The sequence below is a fragment of the Lelliottia sp. RWM.1 genome, assembly GCF_016859735.1.
Lineage (GTDB): Bacteria > Pseudomonadota > Gammaproteobacteria > Enterobacterales > Enterobacteriaceae > Enterobacter.
In genome coordinates, this window is the sequence record NZ_WLVC01000032.1 from 1 (window position 1) to 15,834 (window position 15,834).

The 15,834-nt window shown below is 52.8% G+C and carries 14 protein-coding genes; 5 read left to right on the top strand and 9 right to left on the bottom strand.

Going from position 1 to position 15,834, the window contains the following annotated elements; translation table 11 throughout:
• Positions 1–200 precede the first annotated feature (200 nt).
• The 5 genes from yqaB to GF617_RS19110 all read left to right on the top strand — a co-directional run bounded on the left by yqaB (position 201) and on the right by GF617_RS19110 (position 4,299).
• Positions 201–767: a fructose-1-phosphate/6-phosphogluconate phosphatase gene (gene yqaB / locus GF617_RS19090; RefSeq protein ID WP_181620500.1), complete on the top strand. Its 567-nt coding sequence runs from the start codon at positions 201–203 to the stop codon at positions 765–767.
• On the top strand, positions 764–1,192 hold the full coding sequence (locus tag GF617_RS19095) for a YqaA family protein (protein WP_181620499.1): 429 nt from the start codon (positions 764–766) through the stop codon (positions 1,190–1,192). The genes yqaB and GF617_RS19095 overlap by 4 nt, the downstream gene beginning before the upstream one ends.
• 83 nt (positions 1,193–1,275) lie before the next feature.
• Positions 1,276–2,820 (top strand): glutamate--cysteine ligase, encoded by a 1,545-nt coding sequence (gene gshA, locus GF617_RS19100; RefSeq protein WP_181620498.1) that lies wholly within the window; start codon positions 1,276–1,278, stop codon positions 2,818–2,820.
• A 153-nt stretch (positions 2,821–2,973) separates the two neighbouring features.
• Positions 2,974–3,489 (top strand): S-ribosylhomocysteine lyase, encoded by a 516-nt coding sequence (gene luxS / locus GF617_RS19105; RefSeq protein WP_203452273.1) that lies wholly within the window; start codon positions 2,974–2,976, stop codon positions 3,487–3,489.
• Between the two features lie 45 nt (positions 3,490–3,534).
• Positions 3,535–4,299, top strand: coding sequence for a helix-turn-helix transcriptional regulator (locus GF617_RS19110; protein ID WP_203452274.1), 765 nt, complete (start codon positions 3,535–3,537; stop codon positions 4,297–4,299).
• Here GF617_RS19110 and leuA read toward each other — a convergent pair.
• From leuA to nrdF, 9 genes are all read right to left on the bottom strand, one after another.
• Positions 4,296–5,945: a 2-isopropylmalate synthase gene (leuA, locus tag GF617_RS19115; RefSeq protein WP_203452275.1), complete on the bottom strand. Its 1,650-nt coding sequence runs from the start codon at positions 5,943–5,945 to the stop codon at positions 4,296–4,298. The two genes, GF617_RS19110 and leuA, sit on opposite strands and share 4 nt — an antisense overlap.
• A gap of 108 nt (positions 5,946–6,053) precedes the next feature.
• The gene (gene emrB / locus GF617_RS19120) at positions 6,054–7,601 is read right to left on the bottom strand and encodes a multidrug efflux MFS transporter permease subunit EmrB (RefSeq protein WP_181620494.1); all 1,548 of its coding nucleotides are present in this window, start codon (positions 7,599–7,601) and stop codon (positions 6,054–6,056) included.
• Between the two features lie 16 nt (positions 7,602–7,617).
• Entirely contained in the window at positions 7,618–8,790 is a 1,173-nt protein-coding gene (gene emrA, locus GF617_RS19125) for a multidrug efflux MFS transporter periplasmic adaptor subunit EmrA (RefSeq protein WP_181620493.1), read from the bottom strand.
• Between the two features lie 126 nt (positions 8,791–8,916).
• The gene (gene mprA / locus GF617_RS19130) at positions 8,917–9,447 is read right to left on the bottom strand and encodes a transcriptional repressor MprA (protein ID WP_181620492.1); all 531 of its coding nucleotides are present in this window, start codon (positions 9,445–9,447) and stop codon (positions 8,917–8,919) included.
• A 327-nt stretch (positions 9,448–9,774) separates the two neighbouring features.
• On the bottom strand, positions 9,775–10,959 hold the full coding sequence (locus tag GF617_RS19135; RefSeq protein ID WP_181620491.1) for an MFS transporter: 1,185 nt from the start codon (positions 10,957–10,959) through the stop codon (positions 9,775–9,777).
• Positions 10,960–11,098: 139 nt separating this feature from the next.
• On the bottom strand, positions 11,099–12,094 hold the full coding sequence (gene proX / locus GF617_RS19140; protein ID WP_203452276.1) for a glycine betaine/L-proline ABC transporter substrate-binding protein ProX: 996 nt from the start codon (positions 12,092–12,094) through the stop codon (positions 11,099–11,101).
• 134 nt (positions 12,095–12,228) lie between these two features.
• Positions 12,229–13,293: a glycine betaine/L-proline ABC transporter permease ProW gene (gene proW, locus GF617_RS19145; RefSeq protein ID WP_203452277.1), complete on the bottom strand. Its 1,065-nt coding sequence runs from the start codon at positions 13,291–13,293 to the stop codon at positions 12,229–12,231.
• On the bottom strand, positions 13,286–14,488 hold the full coding sequence (proV, locus tag GF617_RS19150) for a glycine betaine/L-proline ABC transporter ATP-binding protein ProV (RefSeq protein ID WP_181620488.1): 1,203 nt from the start codon (positions 14,486–14,488) through the stop codon (positions 13,286–13,288). The genes proW and proV overlap by 8 nt, the downstream gene beginning before the upstream one ends.
• 378 nt (positions 14,489–14,866) lie before the next feature.
• Positions 14,867–15,826 carry a class 1b ribonucleoside-diphosphate reductase subunit beta gene (gene nrdF / locus GF617_RS19155; RefSeq protein WP_203452278.1) on the bottom strand — a complete coding sequence of 320 codons (960 nt, stop codon included), beginning with the start codon at positions 15,824–15,826 and terminating at the stop codon, positions 14,867–14,869.
• Positions 15,827–15,834: the final 8 nt, after the last annotated feature.

Here is a 15,834-nt window from a genome sequence, read left to right on the forward strand (position 1 = left end):
TCCGTAGCTCAGCTGGATAGAGTACTCGGCTACGAACCGAGCGGTCGGAGGTTCGAATCCTCCCGGATGCACCATCTCTTCTTGTTTTTCCTCCCAATGTTCAGTTCTTAATCACTCTCATTGTTATCACTTCGCAATCAGCGACAAAAACCACCATTTACGATAAAGTAACGCTCTGTTAATCGTTTGGCGAGAGCACGATGTACGCACAGTATGACGGTCTGATCTTTGATATGGATGGCACGATCCTGGATACCGAACCCACTCATCGTAAAGCCTGGAATGACGTTCTTGGCCGCTATGGGATGCGCTTCGATTTGCAGGCAATGGTCGCACTGAATGGTTCGCCAACCTGGCGTATCGCACAGGCGGTAATTGAACTGAACCATGCCGATCTCGATCCACACCAGCTCGCGCGTGAAAAAACCGATGCAGTAAAAGCGATGCTGTTGGACACTGTGCGTCCTTTGCCATTAATTGATGTCGTTAAAGCGTGGCATGGGCGTCGCCCGATGGCAGTCGGAACGGGCAGTGAAAGTGCTATCGCAGAAGCGCTGCTCAACCATCTTGGCCTGCGGCACTATTTTTCCGCTGTCGTTGCTGCCGATCATGTTAAAAACCACAAGCCCGCACCCGATACCTTCCTGCTTTGCGCAGAATTAATGGGTGTACCTGCGGCAAAATGCGTTGTGTTTGAGGATGCTGACTTCGGTATTCAGGCCGCTCGTCATGCCGGGATGGATGCTGTGGATGTTCGCTTACTGTGAGTGACGCACTGTCACTTGCTTCATTATTTGCCAGCAGTTTCTTAAGTGCCACGCTCTTACCGGGTAACTCGGAAGTCGTATTGGTGGCGATGCTGTTGTCCAGTGTGAGTCAGCCGTGGTTGCTTGTATTAATAGCAACAATGGGTAATAGCCTTGGAGGGCTGACTAACGTTATTCTTGGGCGTTTCTTTCCGCTGCGCGAGAAATCGCGCTGGCAGGAAAAAGCGGTGGGCTGGCTAAAACGTTATGGCGCTGCCACGCTGTTATTAAGCTGGGTACCTGTAATAGGTGATTTGCTGTGTCTGCTGGCGGGATGGATGCGCATCTCGTGGGGACCGGTGCTCTTTTTTTTGTGCCTTGGCAAGGCGTTACGCTATGTGATCGTAGCATGGGTAACACTACAGGGTATGACGTGGTGGCACTAATTGGTGGAATGAATTCACGACCTTCAATCGTCAACCATTACAATTATGCTGAGTAACATTAATTTGACAGGCGGGAGGTCAACTTGATCCCGGACGTATCACAGGCGCTGGCCTGGCTGGAAAACCACCCTCAGGCTCTGAAGGGTATTCAGCGTGGTCTTGAGCGAGAAACGCTGCGTGTTAATGCGGATGGCAGTTTAGCAACTACGGGCCATCCTCAGGCGTTAGGCTCGGCGTTGACACATAAATGGATCACCACCGATTTTGCAGAAGCACTACTGGAGTTCATTACTCCTGTTGATGGTGATATCGATCATATGCTGACGCTGTTGCGTGATGTTCATCGCTTTACCGCCCGTAATTTGGGTGATGAGCGTATGTGGCCGCTCAGCATGCCATGCTATATCGAACAAGGTCAGGATATTGAGCTGGCACAGTACGGTACATCTAACGTTGGCCGTCTGAAAACGCTCTATCGCGAAGGTCTGAAAAACCGCTATGGGGCGTTAATGCAGACTATTTCAGGTGTGCATTACAACTTCTCGTTGCCGATGGCGTTCTGGCAAGCGAAATGCGGTGAAACTGATAAAGAGGCGATTTCAGCGGGTTACTTCCGCCTGATCCGCAACTATTACCGTTTCGGCTGGGTTATTCCTTATTTGTTTGGTGCTTCCCCCGCAATCTGTTCCTCGTTCTTGCAGGGAAAACCCACCACATTGCCGTTTGAGAAAACCGATGGTGGGATGTATTACCTGCCGTATGCGACGTCTTTGCGTCTGAGCGATCTTGGTTATACCAATAAGTCGCAAAGCAATCTCGGTATTACGTTTAACGAATTGCATGAATATGTGGCAGGATTGAAGCGCGCGATCAAAACGCCGTCGGAAGAGTACGAAAAAATCGGCCTCGAAAAAGACGGTAAGCGCCTGCAAATCAACAGTAATGTGCTGCAGATTGAAAACGAACTGTATGCGCCAATCCGCCCGAAACGCGTTACGCGCAGCGGTGAAACACCGTCGGATGCGTTGCAGCGTGGCGGTATTGAGTATATTGAAGTGCGCTCACTGGACATCAACCCGTTCTCACCGATTGGCGTTGATGAGCAGCAAGTTCGCTTCCTCGATCTGTTTATGGTCTGGTGCGTGCTGGCTGATGCGCCTGAAATGAGTGCGGATGAATTGCTTTGTACCCGTACTAACTGGAATCGCGTGATTCTGGAAGGGCGCAAACCGGGCCTGACGCTGGGCATTGGCTGTGAAACAGCGCAGTTCCCATTGCCAAAAGTGGGTAAAGACCTGTTCCGTGACCTGAAACGTGTCGCTCAGACAATGGATAGCGTGTACGGTGGAGAGGAATATCAGAATGTGTGCGACCAACTGGTGGCATGCTTTGATAATCCTGAACTGACGTTTTCAGCACGTATCCTGCGCTCTATGATTGATGAAGGCATTGGCGGCACAGGGCGTTCGCTTGCGGCGGAGTACCGTGACATGTTGCGTGAAGAGCCATTAGAGATCCTCAGTGAAGCGGATTTCATTGCTGAACGAGAGGCTTCAGTGGCGCGTCAGAAAGAGGTGGAAGCGGCAGATACCGAGCCGTTTGATGTCTATCTGGCGAAGCACGCCTGACAGAAAAGAAAAAGGCCACATCGCTGTGGCCAAAATATACATCTCTGAAGAACAGGGATGATGATAACAAATGCGCGTCTTTCATATACTCAGACGCGCATTGTGAAGAAGAGTTCAGTTTATTTTAAAAAAAATCACTATCGGAGGTGACGTATGCCGTTATTAGATAGCTTTACCGTCGACCATACCCGTATGGAAGCACCTGCTGTACGCGTTGCGAAGACCATGCATACCCCGCACGGCGACACTATCACCGTTTTTGACCTGCGCTTCTGTGTGCCAAACAAAGAAGTGATGCCAGAAAAAGGTATCCACACTCTGGAACACCTGTTTGCTGGTTTTATGCGCGACCACCTGAATGGCAAAGGCGTCGAGATTATTGACATCTCCCCGATGGGCTGCCGTACTGGTTTCTACATGAGCCTGATTGGTCAGCCTGATGAGACGCGCGTCGCGGATGCCTGGAAAGCGGCGATGGCCGACGTGCTGAAAGTCAAAGAGCAGAATCAGATCCCTGAGCTGAACGTATATCAGTGCGGGACTTACCAGATGCACTCTCTGCAAGAAGCGCAGGATATCGCGCGTCATATCATTGAGCATGATGTTCGTGTGAACAGCAACGAAGAGCTGGCTCTGCCGAAAGAAAAACTGCAAGAACTGCACATCTAGTGCAACCTTACCCTTTCCCGTGAGGGAGAGGGTAATTTAACGCCCATGACCACGACCTCAACGTTCTCCTTTACCCACCGTCCCCTGATCCCTTTTGCCCATGATTATCTCCATGGCGATAGTGAACCCTGGCATCAGCACGATTGCGCGCAATTGCTGCACAGCCTTAGCGGTGTGGTTCGGGTCGATACCGTCAAGGGATGTTGGGTGGTTCCGCCTGGTCGTGGTGTTTGGTTGCCGGCGGGAACACAGCACTCCCTTCGTATCACTGGGCAGGTTGCCGCCCGTACGTTATTTATTGATTCACTTGCACGAGCGGATCTCCCCGCATCCTGTCAGATCGTTCAGATCTCCCCATTGCTGCGTGAACTGATCCTCGCCTCGCTGACGCTTCCTGAATCCTATCAGCCAGGCAGTCGTGATGAGCGCGTGTATGAGTTGATCCTCGATGAAATTCGTACGATGCCAGTGTTGCCGTTTCACCTGCCGGAGCCGGAAAGTGGGCCACTGCGCTCTCTTTGCCAGCAGATCCGTCAGACGCCGGGGGAAGGCTGGAACAGCGCGCAAGCTGCGAGCCTCACCAGCATGAGTGAACGCACTCTTAACCGCCGTTTTCAGCAGCAAACCGGGTTGAGCTATGGCGAGTGGGTGCGACGCGCGCGGTTGATGGAATCGCTACTCCGGCTGGCACAGGGCCAGCCTGTGTTACGCGTCGCGCTGGATTTAGGCTACGGTAGCCATAGTGCGTTTACGGCGATGTTCCGCCGGGTGATGGGAATATCACCCAGCGACTATTTTAAAGATACTTAACTCAGCGCGTTGAACAGTGCCTGAAGGGAGGCGCGCGCCACGTCACTGTCGATTCCGACCCCCCAGCGGCTGCTCCCATCCTGAAACAAACAACGGATATATGCGACCGATCGGCTGTCGCTACGTTCGCCTAACGAATGTTCGTGGTAATCCTTAATCACAAACGGTGCATCAAGCCATCGGCTCAGGCCATTTGCCGCTGCGGATAACAGCCCATTCCCCTGACCTTCAAGGTGGCGAGTACCTCCGCGGGTGGCAACGCTTGCCGTCAGTCGTAACTGGCCGTCATGCTGGCTTTCGCTGCGGTAGGTCTGTAACCCAAAGCGCGGTTCGGCAACCAGGCCATAGCGGCTGCGGAACAACTGCCACAGTGCATTTTGGGTCATCTCTTTACCGTGTCGATCCGTTTCCTGCTGAACATGCTGGCTAAAATCCTGTTGCAGGGCGCGGGGTAATTTCAGACCATGATTTTGTTCAATGAGCCACGCGCTACCGCTTTTCCCTGACTGGCTATTAACGCGGATCACCGCTTCGTAGGAGCAGCCGATATCCTGCGGATCCACGGGCAGATAAGGCATCTCCCAGCGCTCGCCAGGCTTACGGGCATCAAAACCTTTTTTGATGGCATCCTGATGCGAACCGGAAAATGCGGTATAAGCCAGACGGCCTGCCCACGGATGGCGCGGATGCACGGGCAGCTGGTTACAGCTCTCTACCACTTCGACAATCGCATTCATATCGCTGAAATCAAGACCCGGGCTGATGCCCTGGCTGTAGAGGTTCATTGCCAGCGTGATCAGACAGACATTACCCGTGCGCTCGCCGTTACCAAACAGACACCCTTCCACCCGATCGGCTCCTGCCATAACAGCCAGCTCCGCACTGGCAACGCCTGTACCCCGATCGTTATGCGGATGCACGCTGATGCAGACATCTTTGCGGCGGCTAAAATGGCGGCAAAAATACTCGATCTGATCGGCATACACGTTGGGGGTACTCACTTCCACCGTGGCCGGTAAGTTGATAACCATCGGACGTTCGGCACAGGGTTGCCAGATTTCAGCCACCGCTTCACAAATCTCCAGTGCAAACTCCGGCTCGGTGAAGCAGAAGGTTTCCGGGGAGTATTCGTATTGCCAGTGAGTCAGTGGGTTCTCTTCGCAGAACTTGCGGATAAGACGTGTGGCGTTTGTCGCCAGCGCAATAATTTCTGTCTTCTCCATCCCAAACACCAGGCGGCGGAACAGGGGAGCCGTCGCGTTATACAGGTGGATGGTGGCGTGTTTGGCCCCTTGCAGTGATTCAAAGGTACGCAGTATCAGGTCTTCCCGCGCCTGGGTTAATACCTGGAGAGTAACGTCGTCAGGAATGCGGTTTTCGTCAATCAACTGACGGACAAAGTTAAAATCAGTCTGTGAGGCGGAAGGGAAAGCCACCTCGATCTCTTTGAACTGACAGCGCAGCAACAGATCCCAGAATTGCAGCTTGCGGGTACTGTCCATCGGTTCGGCCAGTGCCTGATTGCCATCGCGTAAATCGGTGGACAGCCAGCGAGGCGCATGAGCGATCCGTTGTTCGGGCCAGCGACGGTCGGGCAGAGAAATGGGGGGGTAGGGCTGATATTTTTGTGCGGGATTGTTCAGCATGATGCGCTCCTGTTGTCTTTTCACTATCGTGAAGCGATTTCAGGAGCGCTGCTTTATCAAAACTGACAGAGGCTGTCGCAAAACGGACAACCTTGTCCATGCTATCGGTTAGTGCGCACCACCGCCGCCACCGCCAGCACCAAACGGTGGTTTGGCAAACCATACCAGGCCCAGCAGGATGATAAAGATCCCTGCCGACATCCAGAAAATCTCGTTAGCGGAGATAATCAGTCCCTGGTTCGTGATCTGCTGGGCAATCCAGCCGGATGCTTGCTGTTCTGTCATCCCCATCCCTTCAAGCTGGCTATACATCTGCTGAGCATTCGGGTTAAAGGGGTTCACCGCCTCAGTGAGCTGCGCATGGTGCATCGATTCACGGTTAGTCCACATGGTGGTGGTGATCGACGTCCCGATGGAGCCTGCCAGGGTACGGGTGAAGTTCGACAGGCTCGATGCAGCCGCCATTCTCTCTGGCGGTAATCCAGAGAGCGTGATGGTGGTCAGAGGCATAAAGAAGCACGCCACGGCAAAGCCCTGGATAAACTGTGGCCACGCTGAAGCACCAAAGTCCATCCCCGGCTCGAACGTATACGCACGCCAGTAAAAGCACACCGCATACATAATGAAGCTGAACGTCACCAGCCGACGCATATCGAGTTTATGGGCGAAACGACCGATAATCGGCGACAGCAGGACTGGAATCAAGCCAACTGGCGCAGAGGCCAAACCTGCCCAGGTTGCGGTGTAGCCGTATACCTCCTGCAACAGCTGCGGCAACAGAACTATCGCACCGAAGTAGAGCATATAGGCAAGGCTGATACACAAGCAGCCTATGGTGAAGTTTCGCGACTTAAAGAGCGACAGGTCGACTATCGGATTATCGTCAGTCAGTTCCCAGACAATCAGGAAGCTGAGCGATACCACCGCGACTATTGTCAGGACGATGATCTCTTTCGAGGCAAACCAGTCCAGCTCTTTACCCTGATCGAGCATCACCTGGAGGCTACCGATACCGAGGATCAATAACGCCAATCCAACGCCATCAATGCGCCGTTGCTCCGTTCGCGTTTCTCTGCCACGCAGTGACTGCAACGTCAGCATGACCACGAGCGCACCAATCGGTACGTTGATGAAGAAGATCCAGCCCCAGTGATAGTTATCGCTAATATAGCCGCCTAAGATAGGTCCACAAATCGGCGCGACAATCACGGTCATTGACCACAGCGCCAGCGCGATAGAGCGTTTAGCGGGTGGATAGTTGTTCAGCAGCAAACTCTGTGACAGTGGAATCAACGGTCCGGCAACAATACCCTGAATGACGCGGAAGAAAATCAGCATTGTCAGGCTGGTGGACATCCCACACGCCCAGGAGGCAATCACAAACGCCACGGTTGACCAGAGGAACAGCTTCACTTCCCCGACGCGCTTTGCCAGCCAGCCTGTGATCGGAATGGAGATCGCATTCGCCACGCCGAATGAGGTGATCACCCATGTCCCCTGGCTCAGTGATGAGCCAAGGTTCCCGGCGATGGTTGGGATCGCCACGTTTGCGATGGTGGAGTCCAGCACCTGCATAAATGTCGCCAGTGAAAGCGCGATGGTCATAATGACCAGTTGCGCGCCCTCCAGCGCTTTTTGCGGTTTTTGCGGTTGCATAACGCTCACCTTCGGATTAACCGGCGTTTGCCTTCACGATGTCATCGATCAGTTTATTGACCGGATCGAGGCTAATTTCACGGGCGTTGCTCTCATAAGCCGGGCTACTGCGTACCTGGCTTGCCAGGATCTGGCCATCGCGGTTGGCGGTATCCACCGTGACCAGTGTAGATAAGCCGATGCGCAATGGGTGGTCGGCAAGCTGTTTCGGATCCAGCTCAATACGTACGGGTAAACGCTGAACCACTTTGATCCAGTTACCCGTGGCGTTTTGTGCTGGCAACAGAGAAAACGCGCTGCCTGTGCCCATATCAAGACCGACCACTTTACCCGTGTACTTCACATCGTCACCATAGATGTCGCTGATCACAGTCGCGCTCTGGCCAATACGCATGTGGGCAAGCTGGGTCTCTTTGAAGTTAGCATCCACCCACAAATTGTTGGCCGGAACAACCGCCATCAGTGGTGTCGTTGGGCTAATTTGCGCACCTGGCTGGACGGAGCGGCGCGAGACGTAACCCGTCATCGGGCTCACAATCTTCGTACGTTGTAGCGCCAGCCAGGCGTTACGTACTTCGGTTGCCGCCTGTTTTACGGCAGGCTGGCTTTCCAGATTAGTCCCCAACACCATCGCCTGGTTAGCGTTGTATTGTTGGATCGCCACATCAAGCTGTGCCTGTGCGCTGGCGACAGCATCGCGGGCGTGTTGCAGCTCTTCACGACCAATCAGGTTGGCGGTTCCGAGTGGGACACGACGATTCAGGTCGCTTTGTGCCTGCGCCAGTGCGGTTTTCTGCACATCGATGCTGGCCTGAAGCTGTTTGCTGTTAATCATTAACTGACGGGTCTGACGAACGCTGGACGCCAGTTCCGTCTGCGCTTTTTCAAACGCCTGTTGGGCATCGGTCGGATCGAGCGTGACCAGAACATCCCCTTTTTGCACAAAGTCGGTATTGTCAGCCCAGACTTTCGTCACGCTGCCCGACACCTGCGCCATAATCTGCACCTGGTTCCCTGCCACGTATGCATCATCTGTTTCTTCAGCATGACGCAAGACTAAAAACCAATAGATCCCATATGCCACAGCAATAATAATAAAGAGCAAGGTCAGCAGAAGAAGGATGCTCTTGCGTTTACCCTTCCTGGTGGCCGGTTGCTGCGGGGTTGTGTTCTCCGCATTTGCGCTCATTGTTGTTCTCCACGATCTTCTTATTTTCACATCGGCTGAGCCGACCTGTTGTCAGAAAGGCCAGCAGTGTGACGTGCTGGCCTGTCAGTTTTCTTATAAATCTGGATATTCGAGCGTGTCGTCGCGTTAGCGCAGTGCCTCGAGAATAGCACCGTCTTCATCCATCTGGTCCAGACGGGTGAGAAGCTTGCGAGTGATGTGCTCAAGTTGGTCGCGTTCGGTGGTGCTAAGCGCGGACCAGAGTTGATGCAGACAGTTGTGCTGAGGTGGCAGCACCTCACGCAGGAATTCGTGACCTTTGTCGGTCAGTTGCAAATGCAAGCAACGGCGGTCGTTGTCGCTTTCACGGCGCTCGATCCAGCCGCGTTTTTCCAGTTCATCAGCGATACGGGTTGCATTGGTGCGGGATGAACCCAGCGCGCAACTCAGTTCAGAAGGCTGAATACTGTGATCTTCCTGAGACTCCAGCGTAATCAACGCCATAAACAACGTCTCGTTAATCCCTTGAGCTTTCAGCATTTTATTGCGATTTTCCAGCAGTTTACCTTGCATGTGCATGCACAGGCGGGTCAACAGGATTTCCTGATACGGGAACTCCTCATGACGACTGGCGCGGAATTTAAGCATTTGTTCAATGGGCGTAAACGAACTATCCATTTGGGCATAACCTCATTAATTACAGCCGATATAGTAACGATAGTGACAAATAATGTAAATGAATTATTTGTGCGGTTATATCCGCCAAACGTATGTCACGATCAGAAAGCGCCGGGCGAATCCGTGACCCGGTGAGCACAAAAAGGGGAGGGCAGACGCCCTGAGAAGACGGGGTGCGAGGACTGGGATCAGCCAACGGGTCTGAGCTATTCATGATGTTTGTGAATATGTCACCCACATTAAAATTTCTGGGATAAATGATTACGCTAACCTTAACAGACTGGGGGGCTCCTTAACACCCTAAGAAGCCCCAAAGCGATGTAAAGCTTACTGAATCGCCTCCTGGCGATGATACCCGCGCCACCAGACCAGCAGATTCAACGCAGCAACAATCGTCCCGGCGGCACAAACGCCACTCCAGCCTGAATGTTGCCATGCCGATGCTGAAATCAATGAACCAGCCGCACCACCGATAAAATAGCTGGTCATATACCCGGCCGTTAGACGGTTTCTCGCCTCAGGTTTCACGCGGTAAATCACGGTCTGATTGGTGATATGCACGCCCTGCACGGTGAGGTCGAGTACCAGGATCCCGACAATCAGTGCCAGTACCGAGGTATGCCCATACCAGATAGCCCCCCACGAAAGCAGGAGTAAAACCAGACCCGAGGTCGTCGTCAGGTGCGATTTCCCTTTATCGGCGAACCCGCCCGCCGGGCGCGCACCCAGTGCACCGGCAGCACCGGCGAGGCCAAACAGACCAATAACGCCTTCGGAGTAGTTGAAGGGCGGAGAGGCTAGCAGGAAGGCCATCGATGTCCACAAAATACTGAAGTTGGCGAAGGTGAAACACCCCAGCAATGCGCGTGTACGCAGCAGTTTATCTTGTGTAAATAAGCTGAACACGGAGCCGAGAAGCTGAGGGTAGTTGAGATGGTTCTCCTGCTTCACTTTCGGCAAGCCGCGCCAAAGCGCCAGCGCCATGATGACCATCAGTACGCTTGCCACCCAATAGACGGTGCGCCAGCCGCCCAGGCTGGCAAGTAACCCAGCGACGGTACGAGCCAGTAAGATCCCCAGAAGCAGGCCGCTCATGATTGTGCCTACAACTTTTCCGCGCTTTTCTGGTGCGGCGAGCGTTGCCGCCAGGGGAACCAGGATCTGGGCCACGACGGAGAACAGCCCTGTCAGCGCAGTCCCGATAATCATCATTGTCAGGGACTGACTGCTGGCGGTAATCAGCATGCCGCCAGCAGCCAGTAGCGTCATAGAGACAATCAACATTCGACGCTCAAACATATCGCCCAGTGGGACGAGGAAAAGCAGGCCAGCGGCGTACCCCAGTTGAGCGGCGGTGACGATAAAACCGGCTGAACTGGCTGACAGCGAAAAGGCGTTCGCAATGGTGTCCAGAAGAGGCTGCGCGTAATAGTTACTGGCAACTGCAAGGCCCGTTGCCACGGACATTAACAGGATCAGCGGCGGGCTAAGTTCGTGAGAAGTGTTTGTCATTAGATTCAGGAATCATTAGTTGAGTGATTATTTTTCCGGAAATCAATAATAACGAATGATTGTGAATGTTGGGGGATTGTTACGTGGTGGATTGTGCGGTTTAAATTCCCTCTCCCGGTGGGAGAGGGAATAAGGGCGATTACTTCTGTGCGTCCAGTGCGGCTTTCACCCAACCATCAAATTGCTGCTGGTGGGCTTTGATCCAGCCGTCAACATGGCCATTGATGTCGGCTTCTGAGGATTTACCTTCATGCATCATGGCGTTCTGGGCGTTGATATCCGCCAGTGGCAGTTTCATCACCGAGAACAGTTTCGCCGCCGCCGGGTTTTTCTCTGCCCAGGCTTTGTTCGCCACGATATGCATCGTATTGACCGGGAAACCATAGTTCATGCCATTGGCCAGTTTGGTGTCGATATCTTTCTGTTCACCAGGCAGCGAAGAGAACGGAACTTGCAGCCACACCACATCTTTCCCTGGCTTCAGCACGTCACTCACCCAGTACGGTGTCCAGGTGTAATAGATAACCGGTTTGCCTTCTTTAAAGCGGGCGATAGTGTCCGCCATCATCGCGGAGTAGTTACCGTGGCTCACGTCCACCGTTTTTGCCAGGTCGTAGGCTTTATTCTGGTGGTTAATCACCGCTTCACAGCCCCATCCCGGTGAACAACCCATCATGTCGGCTTTACCGTCACCATTGGTATCGAACAGTTTGGCGATTCTGGGATCTTTCAACTGCTCAATATTAGTGATGTGGTACTGGTCAGCGGTTTTCTTGTCGATCAGATAACCCTGTGCAGCGCCGCTCACGAAAGTGCCTTCGCGATAAAACTTCTTGTCGCCACCGGCTGCTGCATACATATCATCATGCAGCGGCTGCCAGTTCACGGCGGTAAAGGTGGCATCACCGGAAGCAATCGAGGTGTAGCCCACGTTGTAATCCACTTCACTTGGCGTGTTGACCGTATAGCCCAGTTTTTCCAGTGCGCGGCTGACGATCAGCGTCTGGAAGGTCTCTTCGGAAATGGTGCTCTGGACCGGTTGAACGGTCACGCCTTTGCCAGGCAAGTCGGCAGCAAATGTGCTGGTAGAGACAAGGGTGGCAAACGCTGTGGCAAAAAGTACGCTATGTCGCATCGTTGTTCCTTATTTTATGAATGTACCCGTCATAGTTCACGTTGCAGATGTGTTGGCGACAATCGCTCACCCCAGTCACACCGTTTTCGATGCTTGTGGGGATTCGCTCGCTTGCCGCCTTCCTGCAACCCGAATTATTTAGAGCAGAGGCGGGTAATCAACCCGACGGGGCCGGTGGTGTACCAGCGACGGTTGCCGCGACTGCGTGAGTCACGACCGACAGCCTGCGTCAGGCGGTCAAGAATAATGGCGAGGATCACGATCCCTACGCCACCTACGGTGGCCAGCCCCATATCGAGACGACCAATACCGCGCAGTACCATCTGGCCAAGCCCGCCAACGGCGATCATCGAGGCGATCACTACCATGGAGAGGGCAAGCATCAGCGTCTGATTAACGCCCGCCATAATGGTGGGCATGGCCAGTGGTAACTGAACTTTAAACAACATCTGACGCGGGCTTGCGCCGAATGAGCGTGAAGCTTCAATGAGATCTGCCGGAACCTGGTTGATCCCCAGAATGGTCAGACGAACAATCGGTGGCAGGGCAAAGATAATGGTCACGACCACGCCCGGTACGTTACCGATACCGAATAGCATGACAATCGGAACCAGGTAGACAAACGCCGGGGTGGTCTGCATGGCGTCCAGCAGCGGTCGAATGATCTTCGCCGCTCGTGGACTTCTCGCCAGCCAGATACCCAGCGGCAAGCCGATCACCACGCAGAACAGCAGGGCGGTGAGTACCAGCGCCAGCGTGATCATCGCCTGCGACCATGCACCGATTGCACCGATCGCAATCAGGGACACCAGCGTGGCGATACCCATTCCAGCGCTACCAAACTGCCAGGCAATCAGGGCAAACAGGATGATGGCAACGGGAGCTGGCATACCCAGCATCAACTGCTGGAAACCGTTCAGGATGTAATCCACGGGTACGCGAATACCCTGGAACACCGGGCGGAAGTGTGTCACTACCCAGTCAATCCCTTCTGTGACCCAGCTATCCAGTGGGATCAGCGTTTTATGGAACGGGTCCATAATGTTGAAATGTTCAGGCGCTGGCGCGGGTGCGCTATTGAGCCAGTCGGCCGCTCCGCCATCGGTTGGTGCTGGGGCAGAACTTCCCCATGCATCAGCAGATTGTGCAGCGCTGTCCGCTGCCTCTGTGGTTCCCCACGGATTAGATTGATCAGCCATTGTTTGCCCCCTCGCGATCTAAAGCTTTCAGCAGCATCCCTTTTGAGATGATGCCAACGTACTGTTGCTCTTCCCCAATAACCGGAACGGCACAAGGCGCCTGGCCTACATGGGAGAGCAGTTCGCTGAGCGGCGTTTCGGCGTCTACGGCAAGCGGAGAGTCGATAAGCGCCGCATCAATTCCCTGGCTTTCGCTAAGCGCATTTTTCAGGGACTCGATGGAGACAATGCCGACAAATTTGTTGCCGCGTTCGATGACATAGCCAAACTCACGATCTTCGTCCTGCAATACTTTCAGTGCAGATCGCGGGCCAAAGCCAGGGGTTTTGCGGATAATGCCGTTCGGGCTGCGGCGGGCAATATCTTTGGCACTAAATACCTGACTAATATCCACGCCACGGAAGAAGGTTCGAACATAATCATTCGCCGGGTTATTCAGAATTTCATCCGGTGTACCAACCTGTACGACTTCGCCATTTTGCATAATGGCAATTCTGTCGCCAATACGCATCGCTTCATCGAGATCGTGGGAAATAAATACAATAGTACGTTGATGTTTGGCTTGCAGTTTTACCAGTTCATCCTGCATCTCTGTACGAATTAATGGATCGAGCGCCGAGAACGCCTCATCCATTAATAATATGTCGGGATTAATTGCCAATGCACGAGCCAGACCGACGCGCTGTCGCATCCCTCCGGAAAGTTCATCCGGATATCCGTGGGCATAATTCTCCAGCCCAACCTGACGTAATGCATCCAGGGCTTTTTCATGGCGTTCTTGTGCCGCAACGCCCGCTAATTCCATGCCAAAGGCGGTATTTTCCAGTACCGTCATATGTGGCATTAGCGCGAATGACTGAAACACCATCGCAATCTTTTTTCTGCGCACCTCACGGAGCTCGGCATCAGATATTTTTGCAATATCAATACCGTCAATCAGTACTTGCCCGCGGGTGGGTTCAATCAGGCGATTGAGAAGGCGAACCATAGTGGATTTACCCGAACCGGATAACCCCATGATGACGAAAATCTCGCCTTCTTCAATGGCCAGACTGGCGTCTTTAACGCCAAGCGATAGCCCTGTTTTTTCCAGAATTTGCTCTTTTGAAAGTCCTTTTTCAATATATTTGAACGCTCGCTGTGGATGCTCGCCAAATACTTTATAGAGATTTTTAACTTCTAATTTAATTGCCATGCAATAGAGTCTGTCCTGTTATTTATTGTGTCGATATGATTTCCATTCGGAATAATTACCTGACAATACCCTAACATACTGAGAATCTGAGACAACCCTCAATCCTCTTATGGCATGAATTTTGCCGAAGGTCATGTTGCTGAATTTCCCATGAGCAAAGGGCTGAGCGGGTGTTGAATTTTTCTGAGATTTTTGTTGCGCGGTCAGGAAATTTCACCTGAATCGCAATGATTCAGGTGAATATGATAGTAGAATGACAGTGTAGTTGATGTGGAAATATTTGACCGGGGATTATGTGAGATATATTTAATTAACGGATGATATTTTTACCTCTCACCCCAACCTTCTCCCCGCAGAGGAGAGGACAGGGCTAGGGGGTTAAAAATCCCAATCCTCATCCTCAGTCTCCACCGCTTTTCCCATCACATAAGATGAACCTGAACCGGAGAAGAAATCGTGATTTTCGTCAGCGTTGGGGGACAGGGCGGCCAGTATTGCCGGGTTCACTTCGGCCATTTCCGGCGGGAATAGCGCCTCGTAACCCAGGTTCATCAGGGCTTTGTTGGCGTTGTAGCAGAGGAAGGCTTTAACATCCTCTTCCCAGCTGGTTCCGGCATAAAGCGATTCGGTATAACGCAGTTCGTTATCATAGAGATCCATCAGCAAATCCAGTGCAAAACCTTTTAGCGTTTCACGTTTTTCTTCGCTTATTTTCTCCAGCTCTTTCTGATATTTGTAGCCAATATAATAGCCGTGAACCGCTTCATCACGAATGATCAGGCGAATCAAATCGGCCGTGTTGGTCAGTTTGCCACGGCTCGACCAGTACATTGGCAACCAGAAGCCAGAATAGAAAAGGAAGGATTCCAGAAACACGCTGGCAATTTTCTTTTTCAGCGGCTCGTCAGCCTGATAATACTCCAGTACCAGCTGCGCTTTACGCTGCAACGATTCGCACTCTTCACTCCAGCTATATGCCGCATCAACATCTTTGGTCTGGCACAATGTGGAGAAAATCGAGCTGTAAGAGCGGGCGTGCACCGCTTCCATAAAACTGATGTTCGACATCACGGCTTCTTCGTGCGGCGTGAGCGAATCCGCCATCAGCGCGGGAGCGCCGACGGTATTCTGAATGGTGTCCAGCAATGTCAGCCCGGTGAAAACACGGATTGTTAGCTGTTGCTCGGCGTCGCTTAACGTTTGCCAGGCCGGAATATCGTTGGACAGCGGGACTTTTTCCGGCAGCCAGAAATTACTGGTCAGACGATTCCAGACCTCCAGGTCTTTATCGTCCTGGATCTTATTCCAGTTAACGGCAGATACGCGTGACAGTTTCATCCTTTCTC

Bases quoted from the DNA above. Each gene is read 5' to 3' on its own strand.
- yqaB (WP_181620500.1), top strand. From the start codon at position 201: ATGTACGCACAGTATGACGGTCTGATCTTTGATATGGATGGCACGATC.
- luxS (WP_203452273.1), top strand. From the start codon at position 2,974: ATGCCGTTATTAGATAGCTTTACCGTCGACCATACCCGTATGGAAGCA.
- GF617_RS19110 (WP_203452274.1), top strand. From the start codon at position 3,535: ATGACCACGACCTCAACGTTCTCCTTTACCCACCGTCCCCTGATCCCT.
- leuA (WP_203452275.1), bottom strand. From the start codon at position 5,945: ATGCTGAACAATCCCGCACAAAAATATCAGCCCTACCCCCCCATTTCT.
- emrB (WP_181620494.1), bottom strand. From the start codon at position 7,601: ATGCAACCGCAAAAACCGCAAAAAGCGCTGGAGGGCGCGCAACTGGTC.
- emrA (WP_181620493.1), bottom strand. From the start codon at position 8,790: ATGAGCGCAAATGCGGAGAACACAACCCCGCAGCAACCGGCCACCAGG.
- mprA (WP_181620492.1), bottom strand. From the start codon at position 9,447: ATGGATAGTTCGTTTACGCCCATTGAACAAATGCTTAAATTCCGCGCC.
- GF617_RS19135 (WP_181620491.1), bottom strand. From the start codon at position 10,959: ATGACAAACACTTCTCACGAACTTAGCCCGCCGCTGATCCTGTTAATG.
- proX (WP_203452276.1), bottom strand. From the start codon at position 12,094: ATGCGACATAGCGTACTTTTTGCCACAGCGTTTGCCACCCTTGTCTCT.
- proW (WP_203452277.1), bottom strand. From the start codon at position 13,293: ATGGCTGATCAATCTAATCCGTGGGGAACCACAGAGGCAGCGGACAGC.
- proV (WP_181620488.1), bottom strand. From the start codon at position 14,488: ATGGCAATTAAATTAGAAGTTAAAAATCTCTATAAAGTATTTGGCGAG.
- nrdF (WP_203452278.1), bottom strand. From the start codon at position 15,826: ATGAAACTGTCACGCGTATCTGCCGTTAACTGGAATAAGATCCAGGAC.